Annotated in this window: 24 protein-coding genes and 2 tRNA genes; 6 read left to right on the top strand and 20 right to left on the bottom strand. The window is 71.4% G+C overall.

Annotated elements, in window-relative coordinates; translation table 11 throughout:
• Positions 1-87: 87 nt before the first annotated feature.
• From I847_RS25765 to leuC, 3 genes are all read right to left on the bottom strand, one after another.
• Positions 88-708: an HU family DNA-binding protein gene (locus I847_RS25765; RefSeq protein ID WP_051274920.1), complete on the bottom strand. Its 621-nt coding sequence runs from the start codon at positions 706-708 to the stop codon at positions 88-90.
• Positions 709-804: 96 nt separating this feature from the next.
• Positions 805-1,473, bottom strand: a complete 669-nt coding sequence (gene leuD / locus I847_RS0114285; RefSeq protein ID WP_028050238.1) for a 3-isopropylmalate dehydratase small subunit — start codon at positions 1,471-1,473, stop codon at positions 805-807.
• Between the two features lie 30 nt (positions 1,474-1,503).
• Positions 1,504-2,958, bottom strand: a complete 1,455-nt coding sequence (gene leuC, locus I847_RS0114280; protein ID WP_028050237.1) for a 3-isopropylmalate dehydratase large subunit — start codon at positions 2,956-2,958, stop codon at positions 1,504-1,506.
• Between the two features lie 105 nt (positions 2,959-3,063).
• Between leuC and I847_RS0114275 the strand changes: the two genes are divergently transcribed.
• The 3 genes from I847_RS0114275 to I847_RS0114265 all read left to right on the top strand — a co-directional run bounded on the left by I847_RS0114275 (position 3,064) and on the right by I847_RS0114265 (position 4,942).
• Positions 3,064-3,783 (top strand): IclR family transcriptional regulator, encoded by a 720-nt coding sequence (locus I847_RS0114275; RefSeq protein WP_028046824.1) that lies wholly within the window; start codon positions 3,064-3,066, stop codon positions 3,781-3,783.
• A 2-nt stretch (positions 3,784-3,785) separates the two neighbouring features.
• Positions 3,786-4,016 (top strand): hypothetical protein, encoded by a 231-nt coding sequence (locus I847_RS0114270; RefSeq protein WP_028050236.1) that lies wholly within the window; start codon positions 3,786-3,788, stop codon positions 4,014-4,016.
• 71 nt (positions 4,017-4,087) lie between these two features.
• The gene (locus tag I847_RS0114265; protein WP_028050235.1) at positions 4,088-4,942 is read left to right on the top strand and encodes a LysR family transcriptional regulator; all 855 of its coding nucleotides are present in this window, start codon (positions 4,088-4,090) and stop codon (positions 4,940-4,942) included.
• A gap of 130 nt (positions 4,943-5,072) precedes the next feature.
• Here I847_RS0114265 and I847_RS0114260 read toward each other — a convergent pair whose 3' ends face one another.
• From I847_RS0114260 to I847_RS0114190, 15 genes are all read right to left on the bottom strand, one after another.
• On the bottom strand, positions 5,073-6,128 hold the full coding sequence (locus tag I847_RS0114260; RefSeq protein ID WP_028050234.1) for an LLM class flavin-dependent oxidoreductase: 1,056 nt from the start codon (positions 6,126-6,128) through the stop codon (positions 5,073-5,075).
• Positions 6,128-6,940: an alpha/beta hydrolase gene (locus I847_RS0114255; protein WP_051274919.1), complete on the bottom strand. Its 813-nt coding sequence runs from the start codon at positions 6,938-6,940 to the stop codon at positions 6,128-6,130. Before I847_RS0114255 ends, I847_RS0114260 begins: the two co-directional genes overlap by 1 nt.
• Positions 6,941-6,965: 25 nt before the next feature.
• The gene (locus I847_RS23840) at positions 6,966-8,666 is read right to left on the bottom strand and encodes an FAD-dependent oxidoreductase (protein ID WP_034610381.1); all 1,701 of its coding nucleotides are present in this window, start codon (positions 8,664-8,666) and stop codon (positions 6,966-6,968) included.
• A 15-nt stretch (positions 8,667-8,681) separates the two neighbouring features.
• The gene (locus I847_RS0114245) at positions 8,682-9,518 is read right to left on the bottom strand and encodes an ABC transporter ATP-binding protein (RefSeq protein ID WP_028050232.1); all 837 of its coding nucleotides are present in this window, start codon (positions 9,516-9,518) and stop codon (positions 8,682-8,684) included.
• On the bottom strand, positions 9,508-10,362 hold the full coding sequence (locus I847_RS0114240; RefSeq protein ID WP_028050231.1) for an ABC transporter ATP-binding protein: 855 nt from the start codon (positions 10,360-10,362) through the stop codon (positions 9,508-9,510). The genes I847_RS0114245 and I847_RS0114240 overlap by 11 nt, the downstream gene beginning before the upstream one ends.
• 8 nt (positions 10,363-10,370) lie before the next feature.
• Positions 10,371-11,240 carry an ABC transporter permease gene (locus I847_RS23835; protein WP_051274918.1) on the bottom strand — a complete coding sequence of 290 codons (870 nt, stop codon included), beginning with the start codon at positions 11,238-11,240 and terminating at the stop codon, positions 10,371-10,373.
• A gap of 3 nt (positions 11,241-11,243) precedes the next feature.
• Positions 11,244-12,236, bottom strand: coding sequence for an ABC transporter permease (locus I847_RS0114230; protein WP_051274917.1), 993 nt, complete (start codon positions 12,234-12,236; stop codon positions 11,244-11,246).
• A gap of 66 nt (positions 12,237-12,302) precedes the next feature.
• Positions 12,303-13,844, bottom strand: coding sequence for an ABC transporter substrate-binding protein (locus I847_RS0114225; RefSeq protein ID WP_034610378.1), 1,542 nt, complete (start codon positions 13,842-13,844; stop codon positions 12,303-12,305).
• Between the two features lie 32 nt (positions 13,845-13,876).
• Complete coding sequence (locus I847_RS0114220) at positions 13,877-15,229, bottom strand: LLM class flavin-dependent oxidoreductase (protein ID WP_028050228.1); 1,353 nt, start codon at positions 15,227-15,229, stop codon at positions 13,877-13,879.
• Between the two features lie 171 nt (positions 15,230-15,400).
• Positions 15,401-15,526 (bottom strand): hypothetical protein, encoded by a 126-nt coding sequence (locus I847_RS27570; protein WP_255346397.1) that lies wholly within the window; start codon positions 15,524-15,526, stop codon positions 15,401-15,403.
• A gap of 145 nt (positions 15,527-15,671) precedes the next feature.
• Positions 15,672-15,744, bottom strand: a tRNA-Glu gene (locus tag I847_RS0114210).
• A gap of 99 nt (positions 15,745-15,843) precedes the next feature.
• A tRNA-Gln gene (locus tag I847_RS0114205) sits at positions 15,844-15,915 on the bottom strand.
• Between the two features lie 139 nt (positions 15,916-16,054).
• Positions 16,055-16,510, bottom strand: a complete 456-nt coding sequence (locus tag I847_RS0114200) for a hypothetical protein (RefSeq protein ID WP_028050227.1) — start codon at positions 16,508-16,510, stop codon at positions 16,055-16,057.
• 119 nt (positions 16,511-16,629) lie between these two features.
• On the bottom strand, positions 16,630-17,880 hold the full coding sequence (locus I847_RS0114195) for a hypothetical protein (protein WP_028050226.1): 1,251 nt from the start codon (positions 17,878-17,880) through the stop codon (positions 16,630-16,632).
• A 1-nt stretch (position 17,881) separates the two neighbouring features.
• Positions 17,882-18,544: a hypothetical protein gene (locus I847_RS0114190; protein ID WP_028050225.1), complete on the bottom strand. Its 663-nt coding sequence runs from the start codon at positions 18,542-18,544 to the stop codon at positions 17,882-17,884.
• A gap of 126 nt (positions 18,545-18,670) precedes the next feature.
• Between I847_RS0114190 and I847_RS0114185 the strand changes: the two genes are divergently transcribed.
• Entirely contained in the window at positions 18,671-18,898 is a 228-nt protein-coding gene (locus I847_RS0114185; protein ID WP_028050224.1) for a helix-turn-helix domain-containing protein, read from the top strand.
• 52 nt (positions 18,899-18,950) lie between these two features.
• On the opposite strand, the gene I847_RS23830 is transcribed toward I847_RS0114185, so the two are convergent.
• Positions 18,951-19,478 carry a hypothetical protein gene (locus I847_RS23830; RefSeq protein ID WP_034610410.1) on the bottom strand — a complete coding sequence of 176 codons (528 nt, stop codon included), beginning with the start codon at positions 19,476-19,478 and terminating at the stop codon, positions 18,951-18,953.
• Positions 19,479-19,698: 220 nt separating this feature from the next.
• Here I847_RS23830 and I847_RS27615 point away from each other — a divergent pair, with 220 nt between their 5' ends.
• Complete coding sequence (locus I847_RS27615) at positions 19,699-20,694, top strand: LysM peptidoglycan-binding domain-containing protein (RefSeq protein WP_028050223.1); 996 nt, start codon at positions 19,699-19,701, stop codon at positions 20,692-20,694.
• Entirely contained in the window at positions 20,691-21,269 is a 579-nt protein-coding gene (locus I847_RS25760; RefSeq protein WP_051274916.1) for an Rv3235 family protein, read from the top strand. The genes I847_RS27615 and I847_RS25760 overlap by 4 nt, the downstream gene beginning before the upstream one ends.
• A 110-nt stretch (positions 21,270-21,379) precedes the next feature.
• On the opposite strand, the gene secA is transcribed toward I847_RS25760, so the two are convergent.
• The gene (secA, locus tag I847_RS0114165) at positions 21,380-24,175 is read right to left on the bottom strand and encodes a preprotein translocase subunit SecA (protein ID WP_028050221.1); all 2,796 of its coding nucleotides are present in this window, start codon (positions 24,173-24,175) and stop codon (positions 21,380-21,382) included.
• Positions 24,176-24,307: the final 132 nt, after the last annotated feature.

Below are 24,307 nucleotides of genomic sequence, written 5' to 3'. Positions count from 1 at the left end.
TCTCCTACCGGCCCTCGTGCACCTGACCAGACCCGGTCCGGCACGCCGCAATGGTGCAGAACGTTCACACCGCGTCGAGGGGGCCCACTACTTCTTCTTCTTGCCCTTGGACTTGGCATCGGCCTTCTTGCCCGCGGGCTTCGACGCCTTCTTGGCCGCGGAGCTCTTGGTCTCGCTCTTGGCCTTCGCCGAGCTCGTCGAACCCTTCGAGCTCTTCGAGCTCTTCGAATCCTTCGAGCTCTTCGCGACCTTTGCCGGCGCGGCTGCCTTGTCCTTGGACTTCGGGACGGTCGACGTCTCGGCGACGGGCGTCGCCTTGACCTTCTTGGGGACCGACGACGTCGCCGGCGTGCGGCCGGAGGCCCTTTCGGAACCGGCCGGCGCGAGCGTTCCGACGGGCACCGCAGAGAGCGCCGGGAGCGGTGTGACCGCGCCGGAGGCCACCCGCGACCGCAGGGTCGCTCCCGGGTGGAACCGTGCCACTGTCGTCGACGGGACGTCGATCGCGGCCCCGGTCTGGGGGTTGCGCGCCGTCCGGGCGGCCCGTGGAGCGGACTCGAACGTGCCGAACCCGGTCAGAGTCACGCGCTCGCCGGCGGCGAGGGCGGAGGTGATCGCGTCGAGCACAGCGTCGACGGCACTCGAGGCAGCCGCCCTGCTCCAGCCGCGTGCCGCGATCCTGTCGGCGAGCTCGGACTTGCCCGTCATGATCAGTCCCTCCTGGCCGACGCACCTACGCCGGGCTCGCTGCCCACCGTAGCGACCTGCGGCGGATCCGCAGATGGGACCCGCCGCAGACCGACGTCAGGGCAGACGGCCGATCTCGACCGGCACGGCGGCGACGGGGCGCGCGGCGACGATCTCGACGGGGGGCAGGTGCTTGGCCGGCAGGGTGGCCGGACGCCACGGCTCACGCGCCGCCTCGAACGCGGCGATCTCGTCGGCGTGCTCGAGCGTCAGGCCGATGTCGTCGAGGCCCTCGAGCAGGCGCCAGCGCGTGTAGTCGTCCACCTGGAACGGCACCACGACGTCGTCGCAGGTGATCGTCCTCGACTCGAGGTCGACCGTGATCTCGGTGCCCGGGCGGGTCTCGAGGATCTTCCAGATGAGCTCGATGTCCTCCTGCGACGCCTGCGCGGCGAGCAGCCCCTGCTTGCCGGAGTTGCCACGGAAGATGTCCGCGAACCGGTTCGAGATGACGACCTTGAAGCCGTAGTCCTTGAGCGCCCAGACGGCGTGCTCACGGGACGACCCGGTGCCGAAGTCGGGTCCGGCGACGAGGACCGAGCCGGGCTTGTAGGCGTCCTGGTTGAGGACGAACGCCGGGTCGCCGCGCCAGGCGGCGAACAGAGCGTCCTCGAACCCTGTGCGCGTGACGCGCTTGAGGTAGACGGCCGGGATGATCTGGTCGGTGTCCACGTTGCTGCGCCGAAGCGGGACGCCGACGCCGGTGTGCTGGCTGAACTTCTCCATGACGGTTCTCTCTTCCCAGTTCTGCGGTCGTCAGACCGTCTGGAGGTCGGTGAGCGGGCTGCCGTCGGGCGTCGGGGCGCCCGACTCGAGGTCGGAGTACGACGACAGGGTGCCGCGGATCGCGGTCGCGGCCGCGACGAGCGGCGAGACGAGGTGCGTCCGGCCGCCCTTGCCCTGGCGCCCCTCGAAGTTGCGGTTCGACGTGGACGCCGACCGCTCCCCCGGGGCGAGCTGGTCGGGGTTCATGCCGAGGCACATGGAGCACCCGGCGTTGCGCCACTCCGCACCGAAGTCGAGGAAGATCTTGTCGAGCCCCTCGGCCTCGGCCTGGAGGCGGACGCGCGCGGAGGCGGGGACCACGAGGACGCGGACGTCGTCGGCCCGGCGCTTGCCCTGGATGACCTTGGCGACGGAGCGCAGGTCCTCGATGCGGCCGTTGGTGCACGAGCCGATGAACACCGTGTCGACCTTGATCTCACGCAGCGGCTGGCCGGGCGTCAGTCCCATGTACTCGATGGCCCGCTCGGCGGCTACGCGCTCGTTGGGGTCGGCGATCTCCTCGGGGACCGGGACCGAGCCGGACAGCGGCAGTCCCTGTCCAGGGTTGGTGCCCCACGTGACGAACGGCTCGAGGTCCTCGGCCTTGAGGACGACCTCGACGTCGAACTCGGCATCGTCGTCGGACTTGAGGGTCGACCAGTACGCGACCGCGGCGTCCCAGTCCGCACCCTCGGGCGCGTGCGGGCGGCCCTTGAGGTACTCGAACGTGGTCTCGTCGGGCGCGATCATGCCGGCGCGCGCGCCCGCCTCGATCGACATGTTGCAGACGGTCATGCGGGCTTCCATCGACAGGGCGCGGATGGCCTCGCCGCGGTACTCGAGCACGTAGCCCTGACCGCCGCCGGTCCCGATCTTGGCGATGATCGCCAGGATGATGTCCTTGCTCGTCGCGCCGGACGGGAGCGCGCCGTCGACCGTGATCGCCATCGTCTTGAACGGAGCGAGCGGCAGCGTCTGCGTGGCGAGGACGTGCTCGACCTCGCTGGTACCGATCCCGAACGCCAGCGCACCGAAGGCGCCGTGCGTCGACGTGTGCGAGTCGCCACACACGACCGTGAGGCCAGGCTGCGTCAGGCCGAGCTGCGGACCGACCTGGTGGACGATCCCCTGGTCGGCGTCGCCCAGCGAGTGGATGCGGACGCCGAACTCCGCCGCGTTGTTGCGCAGCGTCTGGATCTGCGTCCGGCTCGTCTCGTCGGCGATCGGACGGTCGATGTCGAGCGTCGGGGTGTTGTGGTCCTCCGTCGCCAGCGTCAGGTCCGGGCGGCGGACCTTCCGGCCTGCGAGCCTCAGACCCTCGAACGCCTGCGGGCTCGTGACCTCGTGCACCAGGTGCAGGTCGATGTAGAGCAGGTCGGGTGCACCCTCGGTGCCCTGCCGCACGACGTGCGCGTCCCAGACCTTCTCTGCCAACGTGCCGGCCATCTTCTCGGTCCGTTCTCTCGTCGTTCATTCGTCCGGGAGTGTGGATTTCCCGGCTCTCCGTGCGTCGTACTTGCATCTCAGCCTGCGAGACGCCAATATCGACCTATGGACAACTCTAGCGGAGTCGGCGTGCTGGACAAGGCCGCATCCGTTCTCAGCGCCCTGGAGGCCGGTCCGGCCACCTTGGCGCAGCTCGTCACCGCCACCCATCTTGCTCGCCCGACGGCCCACCGGCTGGCCGTGGCCCTCGAGCACCACCGCCTCGTCGCCCGCGACATGCAGGGCCGGTTCGTGCTCGGACCGCGCCTCTCGGAGCTCGCAACGGCGGCCGGCGAGGATCGGCTGCTGGCCGCAGCGGGGCCCGTGCTCGCCGCCCTGCGCGACCACACGGGCGAGAGCGCGCAGCTCTACCGTCGCCAGGGTGACCAGCGCATCTGTGTCGCCGCAGCGGAGCGCCCCATCGGGCTGCGCGACTCGATCCCGGTCGGTGCGACGCTGACGATGCACGCCGGGTCCGCCGCACAGATCCTGCTCGCGTGGGAGGAGCCCGACCGACTGCACCGCGGTCTGCAGGGCGCCAAGTTCACCGCGACGATCCTGTCCGGCGTCCGTCGCCGCGGGTGGGCACAGTCGGTGTCCGAGCGCGAGGTCGGCGTCGCGTCCGTCTCGGCGCCGGTCCGCGGCCCGTCCGGACGGATCGTTGCCGCCGTGTCGGTGTCCGGTCCGCTGGAGCGTCTCTCCCGGCAGCCCGGTCGCCTGCACGCTGCGGCGGTCGTCTCGGCGGCCAACCGGCTGACCGAGGTCCTGCGCCGCACCGCGGACTGACCGTGGCGGTCCGCGGCGCCGCCGCTGCTCGGCGCAGGCAGCGCAGGCGTGCGGCGCTGTGGTCGTTCGTCGGCGGGTTCGTCGGCGGCGGCGTGCTGAGCGCCCTCGGCGGCGGCGGGATCGTCGACGTGATCGTCACCGGGATCTTCCTCGGCGGGCTGTGCGCTGCCGTCGCCGCGGTGGTGGTCAGCCTGCTCCCGACGACCTCGGGCGGGCCGCGCGGCCAGCACTGAACGGTCCCGCAGAGTGAGACGATCCCGTTCATCCCTGGCCAGCCCCTACGGCGTGGCCCAGACTCCCCGCCGTGAACCTCACCCTGGACATCGGCCCGCTCCGCAGCCTCGTGGCTGTGGCGGACTGTGGCGGGTTCCATCGGGCGGCAGCGTCGCTGCACCTCACCCAGAGCGCGGTCAGCCAGCACATCCGGCGCCTGGAGAGGACCATCGGGCGCCCGCTCGTCGAGAAGGACGGCCGAGGCTCACGGTTCACCGTCGCCGGTGAGGTGCTGGTCGCGGAGTCACGCCGGGTCCTGGAGGCCCACGACGCCGCACTGAGCAGCCTCGGCGTCCGGCTCCCGGTCGCCGAGCTCGTCTTCGGCTCGACCGAGCACGGTGCCGACGACCTCCTCCCTGCAGTGAGCAGTGCGCTCGGCGACCTGCACCGTGGGACGCTGCGCTTCCGGCTCGACCGCACCACGGCGCTGAACCACGCCGTCGACGGCGGCAGCGTCGACGCCGCGCTCCTGCTCGGGAGCACGAGCCCGTCCGGGCACTCCGCGGGCACGATCCCGCTCGTCTGGGTGTCCGCACCGCAGTGGAGGCGCGGTTCGAGCACGTCGTTCGTCGCGTTCGACGAGCCGTGCGCGATCCGTCGACGAGCGGTGCAGACGCTCTCCTCGGAGGGTCTGCGCCCGCACGTCGCCGCCGAGTCGCCGCATCTCGCGGGAGTGCACGCGGCCGTGCGGGCCGGCCTCGGCGTCACGCTGCTCCCGCTCATCGGGGAGCCGCCCCTCGGGCTCGTCGTCCGTGAGGACCTCCCGCCCGTCGAGCCGCTCTCGCTCGAGGTACGTGTCCGCCGTGGCGCAGACCCCGAGATCGGCCGGGTCGCCGCCGCGGCGGTGCGTCGCCTCGTCGACGACCGCGCCCTCGTGGCCGCCTGACTGACCAACACACCGCAACGTCCGCACTCGTGGTCGCCATAGGCCACACGAGCGCGGACGTCCGCGTCAGGCGAGGGGACAACGTCCGCACTCGTGGTCGCCATAGGCCACACGAGTGCGGACGTTCGTGTCAGACGAGGGCCGGCAGCCTCGCGGTGCGGCCGACCAGCGGGAAGACCTGCTCGGCGATCCGCTCGAGCTCACTGTCCAGCGGTGAGGACTGCAGCAGCACGAGCCCGAGCCCGGCCTCCTCGTAGGCGAGCAGCTTCTCGGCGACCTGCTCGGCGGTCCCGACGAGGCCCGGGCGGAGCCCTCGTGTGCCTACCGAGTACTCCTGCAGGCTCACCGATCGCTCGAGCTGCGAGTGCTGCACGAACTCCCGGTACGAGGCGTAGCTGGCGCCGGCACCCTCGACGGGCACGGTCGTGATGCGCTCGAGCTCCGCCCGCGCCTCGCGCTCCGTGTCCCGGACGATCACGTAGGCGGCCATCCCGGTCTCGACGAACGGGTCCTTGCCGATCGCCTCGCGGCGGCGGGCCATCTCGGCGATCTTGCCGCCCACCTCCTCGACCGTGCCACCGTGCATCACGTAGGCGTCGGCGAACGTCGCGATGGACGCCTTGCCGCCCTCGCTCTCTCCCCCGGCCCAGATGGGCGGCCTGCGCTGCGGCTTGGGCTCGAGAATGGCGTCCTCCACCGTGTAGAAGCTGCCGTCGTACGAGAACGGCGTCTCGCGCCACAGGCCGGTCACCACGTCGACCCACTCCTCGGTCCGCGCGTACCGCTCGTCGTGCACGCCGAAGATCCCGCCGTACTGCTTGGCCTCCTGCGCCCACCACGCCGAGACCACGTTGAGCGCGAGCCGTCCGTGGCTGATGTCGTCGAGGGTCGCCGCACGCTTGGCCAGCACCGCCGGCAGGTGGAACCCGGGCCGCACCGCGACCATGATCTCGACGTGCTCGGTCACCGCCGCGATGGCTGCTGCGAGCTCCCACGCCTCGAGGCTGGGCGCCGTCACACCCTTGCGGTCGTTGAGATAGAGCTCTGGGACGAGCGTCAGGTCGTAGCCCAGCCGGTCCGCCGTCTGGGAGACCTTCTTGACGTAGTCGAACGTCGCCGGCATGCCCTCGTCGCCCACGTTGCGCAGGAAGCCCCCGTAGATCGGGGTCCAGTAGCCGTACCTCATCAGATGCCCGTCCCGTCCTGCTCGAAGGAGTTGCCGAGCGGCACCCGCACGATGAGGGACCGGTGGGAGTTGCCGGACCGGACGCGCTCCAGGAACTGCACCACCGAGGCGGCGACCGTGCGGTGCGAGACGTCGTTGAGCACGTCGTGAACCCCGTCACGAACGGCGAGCAGCTCGGCGTCGGGCCACCACGACATGGCCCGGACGACGTCCCGCAACGGCGACACGCCATCGTCGTTCCCGTGCAGCGCGAGGACCGGGATCCCGACGTACCAGGGTCCGTTCGCCGTGCCGGAGGGCTCCCTTGAGGCGACCGAGACCCCCCACGCGCGGGAGGCGTCCGTGACCGTGCCGAGCGCGCGCCGGTACCGCGGGTCCTCTCCGAGCAGCCCCCGGTGCACGGGGCACGACGTCCGCTGGGCGATCTCGCCTGCGTCGTCGGCCGCGTGCGACACGGCCTCCCCCACGACAGCACCCGCGACGATCACCGCGGCCGGGCTGACCAGCCCCTGCCGGACCGCGTCCACGACGACCGCCGCACCCGAGTCCACACCGACCAGGACCCGTGGGCCGTCGATCGCCGACTCCTCCCCGTCGATCTCGGCGAGCAGCTCGCTCAGCTCGGCCGCGCCGGACGGCAGCGTGTCCAGGACGTCGACGACGTAGCCGTCGGCGGCGATCCGCTGCGCGAAACGGCCGTAGTGGCCGAGGTGCTCACCGCGGCCCGGCACGACGAGCAGGGCCCCGCGCGGCTGGACGGTCGAGGGTGGCAGGACCCGGACCCGGGTTGCCGTCAGAGTGCTGGTGGACATGGTGGGGGAACCGTTTCTATGAGGGTCAGAGGTGGACGAGAGCTCGCTGGCCGAGCACGACGTCGAGCACCGCGGCGGCGCCCTGGGGAAGGTGGTCGCCGCGCCAGGCGACGTGGTGGTCGGGCCGAACGAGCACGAGATCGGCGCCGTACAGGTCCCGGACGTGCTCGTCGTCCAGGTGCACGACCGACAGCGAGATCCCGCGCTCCGCGGCGGAGGCCTCGAACGCCTCGACGTCGGACCCGCCCGTCCCGCCGAGCACCAGGAGCGCCAGGTCCTGCCCGATGCGGTCGTAGAGCGTGTCGCCGAACGCGTCGATGTACCCATCGGGCGCCCGGTGTCCGGGCCGCGGGTCGAGGACGTAGCGCTCGGCCGCCCACGGGTGGTCGTCCTGCGCCTGACCCGGCTCGTACGCGACGACCGGCGAGTCGTCGTACCGCTCGTCGAACGTCACGCCGGGCGACGGGGAGTAGCCCGCCGAGATGAGACCACCGATGAGCGCGCGGGTGGCCACGGCCTCGGCGGTCGTGTCGGCGTCGTCGGGCACGCCGAGACGACGGATCTCCGCGAGCGTCGCCGCCGCTGCCTGCGAGCGCGCCAGGGCGTGCTCGGCGACCCGCCAGTTGTGCGGCCGTCGCTCACGGTCGTAGGAGTCGAGCAGAGCGTCGCCGCCCTGCCCGCGCAGCACCGCGGCGAGCTTCCAGCCGAGGTTGACGACGTCCCCGAAGCCCTCGCCGAGGTTGCCGCCGGGTGCCCGCACGTGCGCGGCGTCGCCCGCGAGCAGGATGCGGCCGAGGCGGAACGTGTCCGCGATCCGGGTGGCGCGGAAGAACGACGTCACCGACACCAGCTCGAGGTCGAGGTCCGGGATCCCGAACGCTGCTCGCGCCGTGGCGAGAAGCTCGTGCTGCGTCGGCTCGGCGTCCAGGGCGTACGGCTCGGAGTACGCGCGCCAGTCGGTGCTGCTGATGGCGGCCAGGAACCCGGAGGCGTGCTGGTTGAACACGATGTTGACGCCGCTCGGCGCGGGGCCGACTGCCCTCGGCTGCGTGCGCACGACGAGACGGTAGTGCTTCTCGGTCGCGTACTCGCCTGTCCGTCCGATTCCAGCGAGCCGACGGACAGTGCTCCGACCCCCGTCGGCGCCGATGACGTAGCGGGAACGCACCTCGCGCCGTTCGCCGTTGCCGACGACCGTCGTCACCATGCCGTCGCCGGAGTCCTGCACGTCCTCGACGCGCCACCCGCCCGTCACGCTGACGCTGTGCGCCTCGAGCCGCTCGAGGAACACCTTCTGCAGCACGGACTGCGGCCGGCGGATGGTGTCCGCCAGGGAGAACGGCGTCACGCTCGCCTGGGCGAAGCCTCGACGCGGCGGTGCGACCAGCGTGTGGCCGGCGAGCGAGGTGACGAACTGCGTGCCGCGGTTCCACTCGGGTGGGAAGGTCCACTCGTCGCGGATCTGCTGCAGCAGGCCCCAACGCCGGAACAGCTCGACGACACGGGGCGTGTGCCCGATCGCGCCGGCGCGTGCCAGGGAGGCCGAGGTGCCGGCGTCGACCACCGCGACGTCGACGCCGAGCCCGGTCAGCTCGACGGCGGCGGACAGGCCGACCGGTCCGGCGCCGACGACGAGCACGTCGACCTCGCGCGGCGGCCTGCCGATGGGGAACCGGACGGTGTCGACCTCGCGGCCGCCGGTCGCCCGGAGTCTGTCGTCGGTCATGGTTCTGCCTACCTCTCAGGGAGCTCCGACGAGCGAGCGCAGCTCGTCGCGACGGGCTCGGTCGAGCGAGCCGGTGGCCAAGGTGGGCGCGGAGCCCACCAGCAGTCGGGTGTAGTCGTGCTGGGGCCGGTTGACGATCGCGTCGGTCACGTCGACCTCGACGACCGAGCCCTGGTACAGGACAGCCACGCGGTCGGTGATGCCGGCGACGGAGCCCAGATCGTGGGAGATGAACACGAGTGCCACTCCCGACGCGCGCAGGTCGGCAAGGATCTCGAGGACCTGGACCCGGTTCGCCGAGTCGAGTGCACTGACGGGCTCGTCGAGGATCACCAGCTCGGGGCCGGTGACCAGGGCGCGGGCCACGGCGACGCGCTGACGCTGACCGCCCGAGAGCTCGCCGGGCAGCCGGTCGAGCACGTCCTCGTCCAGCCGTACCCGCGCGAGGTGCGTGCGGATCACGTCCGCGATCTCGCTGCGCGACGCGCGGCCCTGCAGGATCAGCGGCTCGGCCAGCGAGGCACCGATCGTGTTGTCGGGGTCGAGGCTCCGCAGCGGGTCCTGGAAGACCAGCTGGACCACGCCACGACGCCGGAAGTCACGCCACTTCCGGTCGCTGAATCCCGTGACCACCTCGCCACCGATCGTCACGGAGCCGCCGGACACGGAGATCAGCCCCACGGCGGCGCGGGCCAGCGTCGACTTGCCGGACCCGGTCTCGCCGATGATGCCCACCGTCTCGCCGCGGAAGACGTCGAGCGAGGCACCGTGCAGCGCCTGGGTGCGCGAGCGACGGGAGCCGTAGTGCACGTCGAGGTCCGCGACCTGCAGCAGCGGAGCGTCAGGCGACACCGGTCAGCTCCTTCATCTCGTCGGGGACCGTCCCGAGCGTCAGGAACCGGTCCAGGCCGTACCGGTTGTGCTCGTCGATCAGGAGGCGCGTGTACTCGTGCTGCGGGTCGAACAGGATGTCGTCCGTGCGACCGCGCTCGACGATCTCGCCGCCCCGCATGACGAGCACCTCGTCGCAGAGCTGCGCGACGACCGCCAGGTCGTGCGAGACGACGATCAGCGACAGACCGGTGCGCTCCTTGAGCTCGAGGAGCAGGTCGAGGATCTCGGCCTGCACGGTGACGTCGAGCGCCGTGGTCGCCTCGTCGGCGATGAGGATCTGGGGGTCCAACGCGACGGCGGTGGCGATCAGGACGCGCTGCAGCATCCCGCCCGACAGCTCGTGCGGGTACTGGTCGTAGACGCGGGCGGGGTTGCGCAGGCGGACCGCGTCCAGCAGGGCCAGCGCCTCCGCCTGGGCAGCCTTGCGTGACACCCGCTTCTTGACGCGCACGACCTCGGCGATCTGCTTGCCCACCCGGATCGACGGGTTCAGGTACGACGCCGGGTCCTGGAACACCGCCGTGATCTCGGTGCCCCGCAACCGCTGCCAGTCCCTCGCGGACAGGCCGGCGACGTCCTCGCCGAGCAGGTCGATCTCGCCGCCGGACACCTCGAACCGCGGTGGGAGGATGCCCAGCACCGCCCGGCACGTCAGTGTCTTGCCGCTCCCGGACTCCCCCACGATGCCCAGCACGGCACCCCGACGCAGCGTGAGGTCGACACCGCGCACGAGGTGGGCGCCGTCGGCGGTGTTGGTGATCGTGACGTCGCGGAGCGACAGGACGATGTCGTCGTCGGCCATGGGATCTCCTAGGCGGTTCTCTGGGTGACGGGAGCGACGGGGGTGGTGACGGGCCGCGTGAGGGCACGGCCGGCCTCGCCGGTCACGTCTCGGACGGCGTCGGCAAGCAGGTTGAAGGCCCAGACCGTGAGCATGATGAGGACGGTCGGCACGAGCGGCGCCCAGGGCTGGTAGCTCAGGTACTGGAGCTCCGAGGCGAGCACGCCGCCCCACGTCGGTGCGGGCGGCTGCACCCCGATCCCCAGGAACGTCAGGCTCGAGACGACGACGAAGCCGGCGCCCATGGTCGTCGCGAGCGCGATCGACAGCGGCGGCAGGACCTTCGCCCACACGTGCTTGCGCACGACCCAGCCGATCGAGGCGCCCGACAGCAGCGCCGCCTCGACGTACTGCGAGCGCGAGACCGTGAGCGCCGCCGCGCGGGAGACCCGGTAGAACACCGGCGAGACGAGGATGCCCACGGTGAACATGGCCTGCGGGATGCCGTTGCCCAGCAGCGCGGTCACCGCGACGGCGAAGACCAGGAACGGCAGGGCGATCAGGGTGTCGACGAGCCGCAGCGACAGCCATTCGAACGAGCGGCCGAGGTAGACCGACAGGATGCCCGGGACGGCGCCGACGACCAGAGCGATCAGAGCGACCTGCACGGCACCCAGGACGCTCACGGTCGAACCGGCGAGGATGCGGCTCAGCACGTCACGGCCGAGGTAGTCGGTGCCGAGCCAGTGGTCGGCGGACGGACCGGCCAGCGCCGCGTCCGTCCCTGCGAGCGGGTCGAACGGCGCGAGCGCGGGTCCGAAGACCGCCAGGACCAGGACGACGAGCAGGATCCCCAGCGCGAGCCGGCCGCTGCGGAGGCGAGCGATGCGTCGGACCATGGCTCAGACCCCTCTCGACGACGCGGGCGTGATCCGCACCAGGGCGGTGTTGACCAGCAGGTTGAAGACGACGACCACGACGATCGAGACGACCAGGACGCCCTGGACGGCGGGGACGTCGCCACGCTGGGCGGAGTCCGCGGCGTACTTCCCGTAGCCGGCGAGGCCGAAGATCGCCTCGGTGACCACCGCCCCGCCGAGCAGGTTCGGGAACTTCATGCCCAGGACGGTGAGCGCGGGGCCGATGCCGTTGCGCAGCACGTGGACGAAGAAGATCCGTCGCGGTCCCAGTCCGCGCACGATGGCGCCCGTCACGTAGTTCTCCCGGTAGGCACCGATGAGCCCCGACCGCAGCTGCCGCGCGACGTCGGCGATGGTGTCGAAGCTGATGGCCAGCGCCGGGAGCCAGATGTGCTCGAACCAGGGCGTGAGACCTTGCGAGATCGGCACGTAGCCCGCGGACGGGAACCAGCCGAGCGTCACGGCGAACACGGCGACCAGCGCGATCCCCACGACGAACGACGGCATCACCGAGATGACCGTGGTGAACCCGGTGATCGCGCGGTCCACCCAGGTGGTCTGCCAGAGGGCGGCGAGCGTGCCGAGCGCGAACCCGACCGTCACCCCGATGACGAGCGCGAGGCCCGCGATCGACAGGCTGATGATCGCCCGTCCGACGAGCGCCGACGAGATGGACGTGCCGTCGACCCAGCTCATGCCGAGATCGCCGTGCAGCAGCGACTCGAGCCAGTGCCAGTACTGGGTGAGGAACGGCTCGTCGAGCCCCCACTGCGCCTCGAGCTGAGCGACCTTCTCGGGTGTCGCGGACTCGCCGAGCTGGAGGTGCGCCGGGCTGAGACCGCTCAGCTGCCGCAGCGCGAACGTGATGAACGTGCCGAGGAAGAACACGGGGACGAAGACGGCCAGCGTGCGGCCCAGAGCGCGCGAGACGCCGTGCGTCCGTGCCCAGCCGCGGTTCGCGGTCGTGCTGCTCATCGTGAGTACCTCCTCTCTCGTGTCGGTGGACCGCCGGGGCGCGGGGCGCGCCCCGGCGGGCCTTCGCTACTTCTCGGCGACCGTGACGCCGGTCCAGTGCACCTGGCCGGGGATGGCGGGCAGGTCGGAGACCCGAGGGCTCTTCACGAAGAGGTTGGGCTGGCTGTAGGTGAACACCAGCGCCTGGCTCTCCAGGCCCGCACGTGTCGCCGCCTGCAGGTTCTTCGCGTAGTCCGGCGAGTCGAGCGGCGTCTGCCGGGCCAGCGCGATCGCCGCGTCGAAACCCTGCGGGACGTACGGCGAGGAGAGGTTCAGCGGACCCTGCGGACCGAAGTGCGCGGTGAGCGTCTGCACCGGCGACTCCCGACCCGTCGTGCCGTAGAGCGACAGGGCGAGGTCCTTGGCGAAGAACGGTGTCGCCCAGTCCGGCTGCACCTTGATCTTGACCGTGATCCCCACGGCGGCGAGCTGGGACTGCACGATCTCCGCAGCCGGCTGCTCGGTCGGGATGACCAGGTCGACCGAGATGTCGTGGGCGTGGCCGGCCTCGGCCAGGAGCGCCTTGGACTTCTCCGGGTCGTACGGCCACAGGTTCGCGGACTTCTGGTCGTAGGCGATGTAGCCCGACGGGAACGGCTGGTCCGTCGCGGCGCCGGTGCCGAAGGTGACCTTGTCGACGAACTCCTTGCGGTTGACCGCGTAGCGCACGGCGTCGACCACCCTGGGGTCGTCGAACGGCGCCTTGTTGATGTTCAGGCTGATGTTCGCCGCGTTGTAGCCGGGCTGCTTCACGACGTCGAGACCCGCCGCCTCGGCGGCCTTGACCTGGCTCGGGGCGAGGTAGGCGAAGTCGAAGACCCCGGTCTGGATGCCCGACACGACGGTCGCGGGGTCCGGGACGGCCGACAGGTCCACCTCGTCGATGGTGATGTGTGCGGCGTCCCAGTAGTCGGGGTTCTTCACCAGGACCGCGTGCGAACCCGTGACGAGCTCCTTGACGACGAACGGTCCGGCGCCGACGGGCGACGTGTTGAGCTTGGCCGGGTCCTTCGCCGCCTCGGGGCTCGTGATCTGTGCGACGCGCTGGCCGAGCAGGAGCGGCAGCTGGTAGTCGGTCTGCGTGAGGTGCACGACGACGTCGGTGTCACTGGCCGCGTCGACCGACGCGATCGAGCCGAGGTCGCCGTCCAGCGCCGAGTTCTCCTGCGTCTTGGCGCGCTCGATGTAGAGCTTGACCGCCTCGGCGTCCAGAGGAGTCCCATCGGTGAACTTCAGACCGGGGCGCAGGTGGAACGTCACCTGGTCGCCGGCGTCGTTGTAGTCCCAGCTCTTCGCCAGGCCGGGCTGCGCGACGCCGTGGTCGTCGATCTCGGTGAGCGAGGCATAGGCGAGCGCCAGGATGCGGAACTGCGCGCCGCTGCCCGAGACGACCGGGTCCCAGTTGGCGGGGAAGTCGATCGCCCACTTGAGGACCTGGGGCTTGTCGGGGTCGGGCGTGTGCGTGACATCGGCCGGGGCGGCTCCGCCGGCGGTCCCGCCGCAGGCCGCGAGCAGGAGCGACGCGGCGAGTGCGGTGGTCAGGGCTGCGGCTGTTCTGAGTCGTCTCATGGGACTTTCCGTGTGGTGTGGATGGGGCTGTGTCAGACGAGGGACGGCTGGCGCTGATCCGCGCGGGCGGCCGTGTGGACGTTCTCCGGGACGGGCAGCCCGAGGTTGCCGCGCAGCGTCGTGGACTCGTACTCGCTGCGGACGATCCCGCGCTCTCGCAGGATCGGGAGCACCTCGTCGGTGAAGCGGGCGAACTCGCTCGGCACGCTGGTGTGGATGTTCAGGCCGTCCAACGCCCGGCCCTCGAACCAGCGCTGGATCTCGTCGGCGACCGTCAGAGCGGAGCCGACGAAGGGCGAGCGGCGACTCGTCGAGACGACCTCGACGACCTGCCGCAGCGTGTAGCTGTTCTCCTTGGCCAGCGCCTTGATCCGCTCGGCCTGGGTCTTGAAGCTCCGGTCGCCGAGGTCGCCGACCTCCGGGAACGGTGCGTCGAGGTCGTACTGCGAGAAGTCGTGCCAGCCGAACGGACGCCCGAACTCCGCGAGCGCCCGCTCGAAGCTCTTGCTCCCGAGGATCGCCTGCTCCTTGGCGCGCGCGTCCTCGTCGGTGTCCCCGATGATCGGGAAGACGCCCGGCAGGATCAGGACGTGCTCCGGGTCGCGCCCCTGCGCGACGGCCCGCGCCTTGATGTCCTGGTAGAACGCCTGGCCCGCTTCCAGGGTCGGTGCGTGCGTGAAGATCGCGTCGGCGATCGTCGCACCCAGGTCGCGGCCCTCGTCGGAGTCGCCCGCCTGGAAGATCACCGGATGTCCCTGCCGCGAGCGCTCGATGTTCAGCGGACCGACGACCGAGAAGTACTCACCCTTGTGGTTCAGCTGGTGCTGGCGGGTGCGGTCTAAGAACACGCCGTTCTCCTTGTCCCGCGGGAACGCGTCGTCCTCGTAGGAGTCCCACAGGCCCTTGACCACGTTCACGTGCTCGAGCGCTCGGCCGTATCGGGTGGCGTAGTCGAAGTGCTCGTCGCGGCTGTAGTTGCCCGCGGTTCCGCCGTCCCCCGTCGCCACGACGTTCCAGCCGGCACGGCCTCCGCTGATCACGTCCAGGGAGCCCAGGCGTCGGGCCACGTTGAACGGCTCGTTGTACGAGGTGGTCAGGGTGCCGACGAGCCCGATGTTGCTGGTGCTCACGGCGAGGGCCGACAGGAGCGTCAACGGCTCGAGGCGGTTGAGGTAGTGGTGCGGCGAGTCGGGGGTGATGAACTGGCTGTCGACGATGAAGACGAGGTCGAACTTGGCGGCCTCGGCCTGTCGGGCCCGCTCGATGTACCAGTGGATGTCGACGCTGGCGTTGCCGGGGATCTCGGGGCTGAGCCAGGTGGCGTGCTGCCCCGGGCCGCCGACGCCCATGAGGACGGCGCCGAGCTTGAGCTGACGAGTGGTCACGATGATGCTCCTGGTGTGGTGTTCGGTGGTCGCTTCCTGGGTGCGCGCAGCACCGACGCCCGACCGCACCGGAGACGGCTCAGGGCAGGCGGGTGTCGTGCACGTGCGTGGAGGGCCCCACGACGGGGGCCTGGTCGGCTCAGCCGACGGGCGACAGCGGGCGGCGCGAGATCAGCGGCGCGAGAGGCTGTGGCTCGACATCGAGTCCGGACAGCGTCGACACGCACGCGGCACGACGACCAGCACGTGGCTGGCCAGCGCCGTGCGGCGCGGGGCGAGGCTGAGGACCGAGGTCATGGGACGAGTCTGGTGCCGGCATCGCGGGACGTCCAACGACGCGTGCGCATCGCCACCGATCAGCAGACGTGATCGATCACCGGCCCGCGTGGGTTGCCCGGGAACGACAAAGGCCCGGTCCTCCAGGACCGGGCCTTTCTCTACGTACCCCCGACCGGATTCGAACCGGCGCTACCGCCGTGAGAGGGCGGCGTGCTAGGCCGCTACACAACGGGGGCCTATACGCTGCGGGACCCGTGGGCCTCGCTTGCGAGTGAACACTTTACCCGATGCACCTCGGTGCACCGAAACTGCACTTCAGAACGGCACGTGCCGCGCTGGGGTACCAGGACTCGAACCTAGACTAACTGAACCAGAATCAGTCGTGCTGCCAATTACACCATACCCCATGGGGGTATAACGCCCGGCGCGCGCGGGTCGCCTGGCGGGGCGGACCTGTGTGCAGCCGGACGTCGTACCGGCGGTGAACACTACCCGGTCGCGGGGGCAGGGTCCAACCAGGCCCCCGTTGCGTGACGAAGGCCACCCTCAACGCGGGATGGCGCCCAGCTCGGAGGCGTCGTACCAGAGCAGGTCGCGCTCGTCGAGGCGCTCGATCGCCGCGTCGTCTCCGCTGATCGCCGCATCGACGTCGACTCCCACCCCCGGCTCGTCCACGTGGACGCATGCGATGTCCTCGAGGTCCACCGCGCGCAGCAGGTCCAGAGCACTCGGGACCTCGTCGTCGTCGAGCAGCGGGCGCACGTCGTCCTGCGACACGTCGACCGACACCACGAGCCGCGCACGCGGCGCGCCGGGGAGCTCACCCAGCAGGGCGAGCGAGTCGTCGGCTGCCGCCAGCTGGGCCGCGAACTCGAGACCCTCGTCGTCCTCGTCGGGAAACATCTCCCGGAGCGCCGGCGTGACGGCATGCACCCGACGCGGGGTCAGCGGGCCTGCTGCGGGCTCGATCTGGTCGAGGGTCGCGGGAACGTAGATGCGCACCCGCCCAGTGTGCCCGGCGCAGCGCGCATCGGTCCGCTCCCGCGCCAGAACCCGACCCCGCCTCCGCCGGATCGGGCGACTCCCACGCCAGAAACCCGTCGGCTCGTTGACGACCGCAGTCAGCCGGCGACGGCCGCGGCGACCGGCGCCAGCATCACGTCCACCTGCGCGGCGACCGCGGCCAGGGCTCGCCTCGCGGGCGAGCCGGGTGCGACCTCCCTCAGCGTGCGGGCCTCGAGGAGCGCGGCGTCGAGCGAGGGCCGGTCGTCAGGGACGAGGTGCGCGTCGGCCACACCCGCGTACCGCGCGAGGGCCTGCTGCACGGCGTCGCCCGGGTGCGCCCCGGCGACCGACGCCCGGACGCGGTTGACCAGGACCATCCGGGTTCCGCCGAGCCCGAGGTCCGTGAGCTCGCTCAGGCCGCGCACGAGGCGCTGGATGCCCACCGGATCGCCAGAGCCGACGACGAGGACGACGTCGGCGGCCTCCAGCGCGCTGAGGGTCGCGGCGTTGCGACGCGGAGCCCGGGTGTCGTAGCTCAACAGCTCGTCCTGCTCGAGGTTGAAGCCGCAGTCGATCACCGTCCACTCGCACAGCGCACGCGAGACGGCCCACACGGCATCGAGCGACGACGAGGGCAGCTCCGGCCAGCGATCGGCGCGCGAGATGCCGGACAGCACGCGCAGGTCGGGCGAGATCTGCGGGGTGAGGCGCGCGAGCGCCATCAGGTCGAGAGCGCCCTGGCCCGCGGCACGCGCCGCTGCGGCCAGCCCGGGTGCCTCGTCGAGCATCCCGACCACCTGCGCGACGCAGCCGCCGTAGGTGTCCGCATCGACCAGGAGCGTTCGGCGCCCCGCCGCAGCCAGCTCGGCGGCGACGTTGACCGCGACCGTCGTCCGACCCGGCGCCCCTGTCGGACCCCACACGGCGACGACCAGCCCGGCAGCGGGACGACGGACGGGCACCTCCTCGGGCGGCGGGAGGGCGGACTCCGGGCCACCGCCCGACTCGAGGATCGCGAGCGCCTCGCGGACCATCGCGCCGCCTGCGTCGTCGTCCTGCGGCTCCATGACGACGAGATCGGCGCCGAGCGCCGCGAGCCGTTCGCCGAGCCAGGGCCGCGTCACGTCACCGACGCCCACCACCCGCACGCCGGCCCGGTGCAGGAGCTCTACGGCTTCGCGGTCGAGCAGGTCCAGGTCTCCCGAGACGACCGCCAGCCTCCCCAGCCCCGCCTCCGCTGCCGCGAGCAGCTCGGTCAGGTCGGCACATCGGCGGGTGACGCTCAGTCGGCCTCCCGTGCGCTCGACGGCCTGCACGATGATCGACTCCGCGGAGCCCTGCACCGCGCACAGCACCCCGACCGACACGTCAGCGCCCCGTGCCCGGGACGGGCACCACGTCGATGGTGCCGTCGGCCGCGAGCGCCCCGAGGATGACCGGCAGCTGCGCGCTCGGCACGAGCACCTGGACCTGCGTCCCTCCGCCGACGCTGAAGGCACCGTCCTGCGTGGTCACCTCGGCCACGACGAGGTTCGTCGCCAGCTGCTGCGGCCTCGCGGGAGCGACGTCCTCACCGGTGGGCGGCGTCGGCGTGAGCCAGAGGTCGACCTGCGCGCCGGCCGTCACGTCCTGCGACGGCGTGCGCTCCAGCGTGACCGACACCGGCCGCAGGTCGAGCTCGCCGGCGTCCCCGATCGCCGAGGCCGGAACGAGCTCGCCCCGACCGACGACCCGCACGACGACCCCGTCGGTGAGGGGCTCGTCGGCGCGCAGATAGTGGCGGAGGTTCACCGTGCCCAGGCGGACGTCGACGACGGCGAGCCGGCTCGCCTCGAGCCGGTCCCCCGGGACGAGGGCCGCACGCGACACGTAGACGGGGACGGTCGCCTGCGCGGTCCGCACGACCCACGACCCCAGCAGCACCGAGGCCGCGACCATGGCGATGCCCGCGAGCAGACGCGGGTCGCGCCAGCCGGGCCGACGCAGCCGCGCCGCGACGGGCGCGGGCAGATCGATCACGCTGGTGTCCATGTCTCCCTGTTCCGCCTGCCGTCCGGTGCCGGACGGCCATCCTGCCGCGCGGAACGCACTCCGCGGGCGAGAACGGAGCATTGTGGACAAACCGGTTCCGGCGCCACTGCGTGCCAGACTGCGGTCATGCCTTCGCGGTTCCTGACCCTCGCGGACGTCACCGAGGTCCTCAACATCTCGGCCCCGCAGGCCTACGCCCTCGTGCGCTCCGGTGAGCTGCCGGCCATCCAGATCGGTGGCCGGCTGCAGTGGCGCATCGAGTCGGCGGAGCTGGAGAAGTACATCCAGCGCATGTACGAGGAGACGCGCGCCCGCAACTCGTCGGAAGCGACGTCGAGCACCGACGCCGGCTGACCGCAGGCGACCGGCCACGTCCGCTCCGGGGAGACGCGCGGCCGCGCGTGGCTCACGCCTCGTGCACGACGCGGAGCCCGTCGAACGGCACGGCCCAGATCGTGGGCCGTCCCGGCGTGCCCACCTCCGTGACGTCCAGGTGGTCGGCGCCGACCCTGTCGATCCGGCCGATCACCTCGACGCCACGAGCATTGACGCGCACCCCGACACGGTCCCGCGCCAACGCTCGCAGCACCTGACCGAGCCCCAGCCGAGACTCGACGAGCCCCGGTGCGGGCGCAGCATCGTGGACGAGCCCGTCCACCGCCGCGATCGCGGCCACCGGGACGAGGCTGCGACGGGTCGACGACGTCGCCAGGAGCACCCACTCGGGGGCCCCCTCCACCACCGTCCCCGTGATCGGTTGCTCCTCGCCGATCCGTAGGCGCACCGTCCGCCCGACGGACGCACGCACCCGCGCCGAGAGCGTCACCGACGCACGCTCGGCCCGAGCCAGCTCGGCGACGTCCGCGCGCACGTCCGCGAGCCGACCCGCCGCCAGCTGGGCCTCCATGTCTTCGAACAGCTGCTCCCACCGCATCCGAGCACCGTAGGGGACGCAGCGGCGGCGCACGCCACCGGCTCCGGGGCGCGCCGCCGAGTCCACGGTCAGGTTCTGGCTCCCCGTGCTGAGGTGCAGCACTGCGCGGGTTCGTCGGGCACTCACCACGGCAGGAGTGGACACAACTCGGACATTCAGGTACATCTATGACCCTCAAGGCAGATCAAACTGCATCAAACGACACGATCGAGGGTCAATCATGGCGATCGACGCCGCTCCCCGGAGCGCGACCGCTCCACCGGTTCCTCACGTCCGGTCGCACCGACCGACGATCGCGACGACGACGCTCGGGCTCGTCGTCGCGACGCTCGTCGGCTGCGCGCTGGCATACGGCCTGGCGACCCGGGCGCACACGCTGGCCACCGCGTCGTCGGTTCGTACCGTCGACTCTCTCGTCGAGATCGCCGTCTGCGGGACCGGTGCGCTCGTCGCCGGGTGGCTCGCCGCGTCCGCGCTCCTCGCACTGGGCTGCCTGGCCGCGCGCCTCGTCGGGTCGAGCTGGCACCTGGGAGAACGCGTCGTGCACCGGTGCGCGCCGACCGTCGTGCGCCGATCGCTCGTCCTCGTGGTCGGCGCGAGCATCGGGCTCGGCGCTGCGACAGGCGCCTCCGCAGCAGTCGCGCCGACACCCCCTCCCACCGCGACGGCCGCGGCATCGAGCGTCACGGCCGACGACTTCGGTTGGGCCGTCACCACACCTGCCGACGCTGCTGCACCCGGGCCCACGCCCGCCACGGCCGCTCCACCAGTCGACGTCCCCACCGCTGCGTCGGGCAGTGCGCCGACCGCGACCTCGGCCGTCCCCACCCCAGCGACGCCGGTCTCGACCCCAGCGACGCCGGAACTGGCGCCAGCGACGCCGCTCCCGGCGCCAGCGACGCCGCTCCCGGCACCGGTGTCGACGCCTGTCGCCCCCGCACCGCAAGCGGCAGCCCCCGCCGCTGCGCAGACGCCAGCCCCTGCAGCAGGCACGAACCGGGAGGCGCGAACCGGCGACGTCGTCGTCGTCGCGGGCGACAGCCTGTGGGCGATCGCGGCCCGCCACCTTGCACCGGATGCGAGTGACGCCGAGATCGCCGCGTCGTGGCCGCAGTGGTACCACGCGAACGCGACCGTGATCGGACCCGATCCGGGCCTGATCGTCGCCGGTCAGGAGCTCACTGCGCCGATCACGCTCGACGGGGCCTCGTCATGAGCGCCGTTGCGCTCGACCTGACGGCATCGAGCGCGGAGGACGCGTTCGTGGTGCTCGGCGCGGAGCCGATCCCGGCTGCCGAACCTCGGATCCGACTGGTCCCGGACCCGCCCAAGGCACGTGTCCCCCTCGCCACGGAACCCGCGCACCCGCCCGCCCCGACGCTCACGGCGCGGGTCTCGGTCCTGCGGGCACTGGAGAGCGCCGCCACGACCGACGACACCGACCTCCCGAGCGCGGTCCCGTCGGCCGACCCCGCTGCCGTCGGGTGCTCGATCGCGCTGGCGGCGTTGGAGGTGCTCGCGGGGCGCCGACCGGTCGCCCAGCTCGCCCGCTGGCTCGCGCCAGGGGTCTACGAGGCGATCCGGGTGCGCAGCGCCCTGGCTGCGCGCGTCGTGCAGGCGCCACGAGGCGTTCGGCGGCCGGTGGTCAGACGGTTCCGGCTGAGCCCGATCGTCGCGACGGCGCACGAGGTCAGCGTCGTCGCCGACGACTCCGGCCGCGTGCGGGCAGTCGCACTCCGTCTCGAGGCGCACCGCGGCGCCTGGCGTGCGACGGCCCTCGAGATCGGCTGACGAGGTGCGGGAGCACGTTCGGCCAGCGAGGCGCTCGAAACCGGGGACGTGCGCGAGCACAGCGATGGCCCGCCCACCGCGGGAGGTGGACGGGCCAGCCGCGTCGATCGTCAGCGCTTGCGCTGCTGCTTTGCCGCCTTCCGGCGTTCCTCACGGTTGCCCGAGCCGTCGGTGGAACCGGACGCGGGCGTGCCGCCGTTGTTCCCGGACGGGCTCGTTCCACGCGTGACCACACCACCGTCACCGTCGACCGACGGCGCCGAGTACTGCAGCGGCGCCTGCTCCGCCGGGCCGTCGATGCCCTTCGCGACGAGCTTGCCCGCGGCAGGCCGATCGGCGGCCGCCGCACCGGGACCAGAAGCGGCAGCGACGACGGAGTCGAGCGAGACGGCCGGCGGGGCCGCTTCCTGCACCTGGACCTCCAGGTTGAACAGGTAGCCGATCGTCTCCTCCTTGATCGCGTCGTTCATCGCGTTGAAGAGCTGGAACCCCTCGCGCTGGTACTCGACCAGCGGGTCGCGCTGGGCCATCGCCCGCAAGCCGATGCCCTCCTTGAGGTAGTCCATCTCGTAGAGGTGCTCGCGCCACTTGCGGTCGAGGACCGACAGGGTCACGCGCCGCTCGAGCTGGCGCATGTTCTCCTCGCCGATCTTCTCCTCACGCTCGGCGTAGGCCACCTCGGCGTCCGAGAGGATCTCGCGCTTGATGAGGTCCGCAGAGAGGCGGGTCGGTCCCCCTGCCTCCTCGACCACCTCGTCCGGCGTGATCGAGACCGGGTACACGGCCTTCAGGGCGGTCCAGAGAGCGTCCAGGTCCCAGTCTTCCGGACGCCCCTCGGCGGTCGCCGCGGCGATGTAGTCGGTCAGGACGTCCTCGCGGAAGTGCGTGATCTGCAGGTGAAGGTCCTCACCCTGCAGGACGCGTCGACGCTCCTTGTAGACGACCTCGCGCTGACGGGACATCACGTCGTCGTACTTCAGGACGTTCTTGCGGATCTCGAAGTTACGGGACTCGACCTGCGACTGCGCGGACTGGATACCACGCGTGACGATCTTGGACTCCAGCGGCATGTCCTCCGGGAACCCGGCCCGCGTCATCATCGACTCCGCCAGACCGGAGTTGAACAGGCGCATCAGGTCGTCCTGCATCGACAGATAGAACCGGGACTCCCCCGGGTCGCCCTGACGGCCGGACCGGCCACGCAGCTGGTTGTCGATGCGGCGCGACTCGTGCCGCTCGGTGCCGAGCACGTAGAGCCCGCCCAGCTCGGCGACCTCGTCGTGCTCCGCCGCCACCGACTCCTTGGCCTTCGCGAGGGCGAACGGCCACGCGGCCTCGTACTCCTCGGCATTCTCCGCCGGGTCGAGCCCGCGGGACGCCAGATCCTCGACGGCCATGAACTCGGCGTTGCCGCCCAGCATGATGTCCGTACCGCGGCCGGCCATGTTCGTCGCGACCGTGACAGCGCCCTTGCGACCCGCCTGCGCCACGATCGACGCCTCACGCGCGTGGTGCTTGGCGTTCAGGACCTCGTGCGGGACGCCCTGCTTCTTGAGCTTGCTCGACAGCAGCTCGCTCTTCTCGACGCTCGTCGTGCCCACCAGGACCGGCTGGCCCTTCGCGTGCCGTTCGACGATGTCGGCGACCACGGCGTCGAACTTGCCGTCCTCGCTCTTGTAGACGAAGTCGCGCTGGTCGATGCGCTGCATCTCGCGGTTCGTCGGGATGGGCACGACGCCGAGGTTGTAGGTGCCCTGGAACTCCGCCGCCTCCGTCTCGGCGGTTCCGGTCATGCCCGAGAGCTTGCCGTAGAGCCGGAAGTAGTTCTGCAGCGTGATCGTGGCGAGGGTCTGGTTCTCGGCCTTGATGGCCACGCCCTCCTTGGCCTCGATCGCCTGGTGCATGCCCTCGTTGTAGCGGCGGCCGGGCAGGATGCGGCCTGTGTGCTCGTCGACGATCAGGACCTCGCCGTTCATCACGACGTAGTCCTTGTCGCGCTTGAACAGCTCCTGGGCCTTGATCGCGTTGTTGAGGAACCCGATGAGCGGCGTGTTCAGCGACTCGTACAGGTTCTCGATTCCCAGGTAGTCCTCGACCCGCTCGATGCCGGGCTCGAGCACGCCGATGGTGCGCTTCTTCTCGTCGACCTCGTAGTCACGCTCGGCCTGCAGGCGGCGGGTGACCTTGGCGAACTCGGCGTACCAGCGGTTGGCGTCGCCCGAGGCGGGGCCGGAGATGATCAGCGGCGTGCGCGCCTCGTCGATGAGGATCGAGTCGACCTCGTCGACGATCGCGAAGTTGTGACCGCGCTGGACGAGCTCGTCGGTGCTCCACGCCATGTTGTCGCGCAGGTAGTCGAACCCGAACTCGTTGTTCGTGCCGTAGGTGATGTCGGCCGCGTACTGCTCGCGACGATCCGCCGGGGTCTGCGTCGAGAGGATGACGCCGCTGGTCAGGCCGAGGAACCGGTAGACGCGGCCCATGAGCTCGGACTGGTAGCTGGCCAGGTAGTCGTTGACCGTGACGACGTGGACGCCCTTGCCGGCCAGCGCGTTCAGGTACGCCGGGGCTGTGGCCACGAGGGTCTTGCCCTCGCCGGTCTTCATCTCGGCGATGTTGCCGAGGTGCAGCGCCGCGCCACCCATGAGCTGGACGTCGAAGTGTCGCTGGCCGAGCGTGCGGCGTGCGGCCTCGCGCACCGCCGCGAACGCCTCGGCGAGCAGATCGTCCATGGACTCCCCGTCCGCGAGGCGCGCACGGAACCGGTCGGTCTCCTCGCGCAGCTCGGCGTCGGACAGCGCGACGAAGCTGTCCTCCAGGGTGTTGACCTGCTGGGCGATGCCCGACAGCTTCTTGACGATCCGGCCTTCACCGAGGCGCAGGACCTTCTCGAGGATCGCTGGCACGCACTACTCCCGACGTGTTCGCACTCCGGGCGCGCGCGGCGTCGGAGCGGCTTGGGTGCCGGCCGCACGGCCGGGCCCGTCCATCGTAGGCGAGCCGACCGGGCGTGGGCGAAGATCCACGGCCAGGTTGCC

It is taken from the genome of Cellulomonas sp. URHD0024, from assembly GCF_000426185.1.
Taxonomy (GTDB): Bacteria; Actinomycetota; Actinomycetes; order Actinomycetales; family Cellulomonadaceae; genus Cellulomonas.
The sequence above is the reverse complement of the archived record's forward strand: the minus strand, read 5'-3'. Positions and strand labels throughout refer to the sequence as shown.

What these genes read in the sequence shown, in the direction of transcription:
- I847_RS25765 (WP_051274920.1), bottom strand. Translation starts at nt 708, where the DNA reads ATGACGGGCAAGTCCGAGCTCGCCGACAGGATCGCGGCACGCGGCTGG.
- leuD (WP_028050238.1), bottom strand. Translation starts at nt 1,473, where the DNA reads ATGGAGAAGTTCAGCCAGCACACCGGCGTCGGCGTCCCGCTTCGGCGC.
- leuC (WP_028050237.1), bottom strand. Translation starts at nt 2,958, where the DNA reads ATGGCCGGCACGTTGGCAGAGAAGGTCTGGGACGCGCACGTCGTGCGG.
- I847_RS0114275 (WP_028046824.1), top strand. Translation starts at nt 3,064, where the DNA reads ATGGACAACTCTAGCGGAGTCGGCGTGCTGGACAAGGCCGCATCCGTT.
- I847_RS0114260 (WP_028050234.1), bottom strand. Translation starts at nt 6,128, where the DNA reads ATGAGGTACGGCTACTGGACCCCGATCTACGGGGGCTTCCTGCGCAAC.
- I847_RS0114255 (WP_051274919.1), bottom strand. Translation starts at nt 6,940, where the DNA reads ATGTCCACCAGCACTCTGACGGCAACCCGGGTCCGGGTCCTGCCACCC.
- I847_RS23840 (WP_034610381.1), bottom strand. Translation starts at nt 8,666, where the DNA reads ATGACCGACGACAGACTCCGGGCGACCGGCGGCCGCGAGGTCGACACC.
- I847_RS0114240 (WP_028050231.1), bottom strand. Translation starts at nt 10,362, where the DNA reads ATGGCCGACGACGACATCGTCCTGTCGCTCCGCGACGTCACGATCACC.
- I847_RS23835 (WP_051274918.1), bottom strand. Translation starts at nt 11,240, where the DNA reads ATGGTCCGACGCATCGCTCGCCTCCGCAGCGGCCGGCTCGCGCTGGGG.
- I847_RS0114230 (WP_051274917.1), bottom strand. Translation starts at nt 12,236, where the DNA reads ATGAGCAGCACGACCGCGAACCGCGGCTGGGCACGGACGCACGGCGTC.
- I847_RS0114225 (WP_034610378.1), bottom strand. Translation starts at nt 13,844, where the DNA reads ATGAGACGACTCAGAACAGCCGCAGCCCTGACCACCGCACTCGCCGCG.
- I847_RS27570 (WP_255346397.1), bottom strand. Translation starts at nt 15,526, where the DNA reads ATGACCTCGGTCCTCAGCCTCGCCCCGCGCCGCACGGCGCTGGCCAGC.
- I847_RS0114190 (WP_028050225.1), bottom strand. Translation starts at nt 18,544, where the DNA reads ATGGACACCAGCGTGATCGATCTGCCCGCGCCCGTCGCGGCGCGGCTG.
- I847_RS0114185 (WP_028050224.1), top strand. Translation starts at nt 18,671, where the DNA reads ATGCCTTCGCGGTTCCTGACCCTCGCGGACGTCACCGAGGTCCTCAAC.
- I847_RS23830 (WP_034610410.1), bottom strand. Translation starts at nt 19,478, where the DNA reads ATGCGGTGGGAGCAGCTGTTCGAAGACATGGAGGCCCAGCTGGCGGCG.
- I847_RS27615 (WP_028050223.1), top strand. Translation starts at nt 19,699, where the DNA reads ATGGCGATCGACGCCGCTCCCCGGAGCGCGACCGCTCCACCGGTTCCT.
- I847_RS25760 (WP_051274916.1), top strand. Translation starts at nt 20,691, where the DNA reads ATGAGCGCCGTTGCGCTCGACCTGACGGCATCGAGCGCGGAGGACGCG.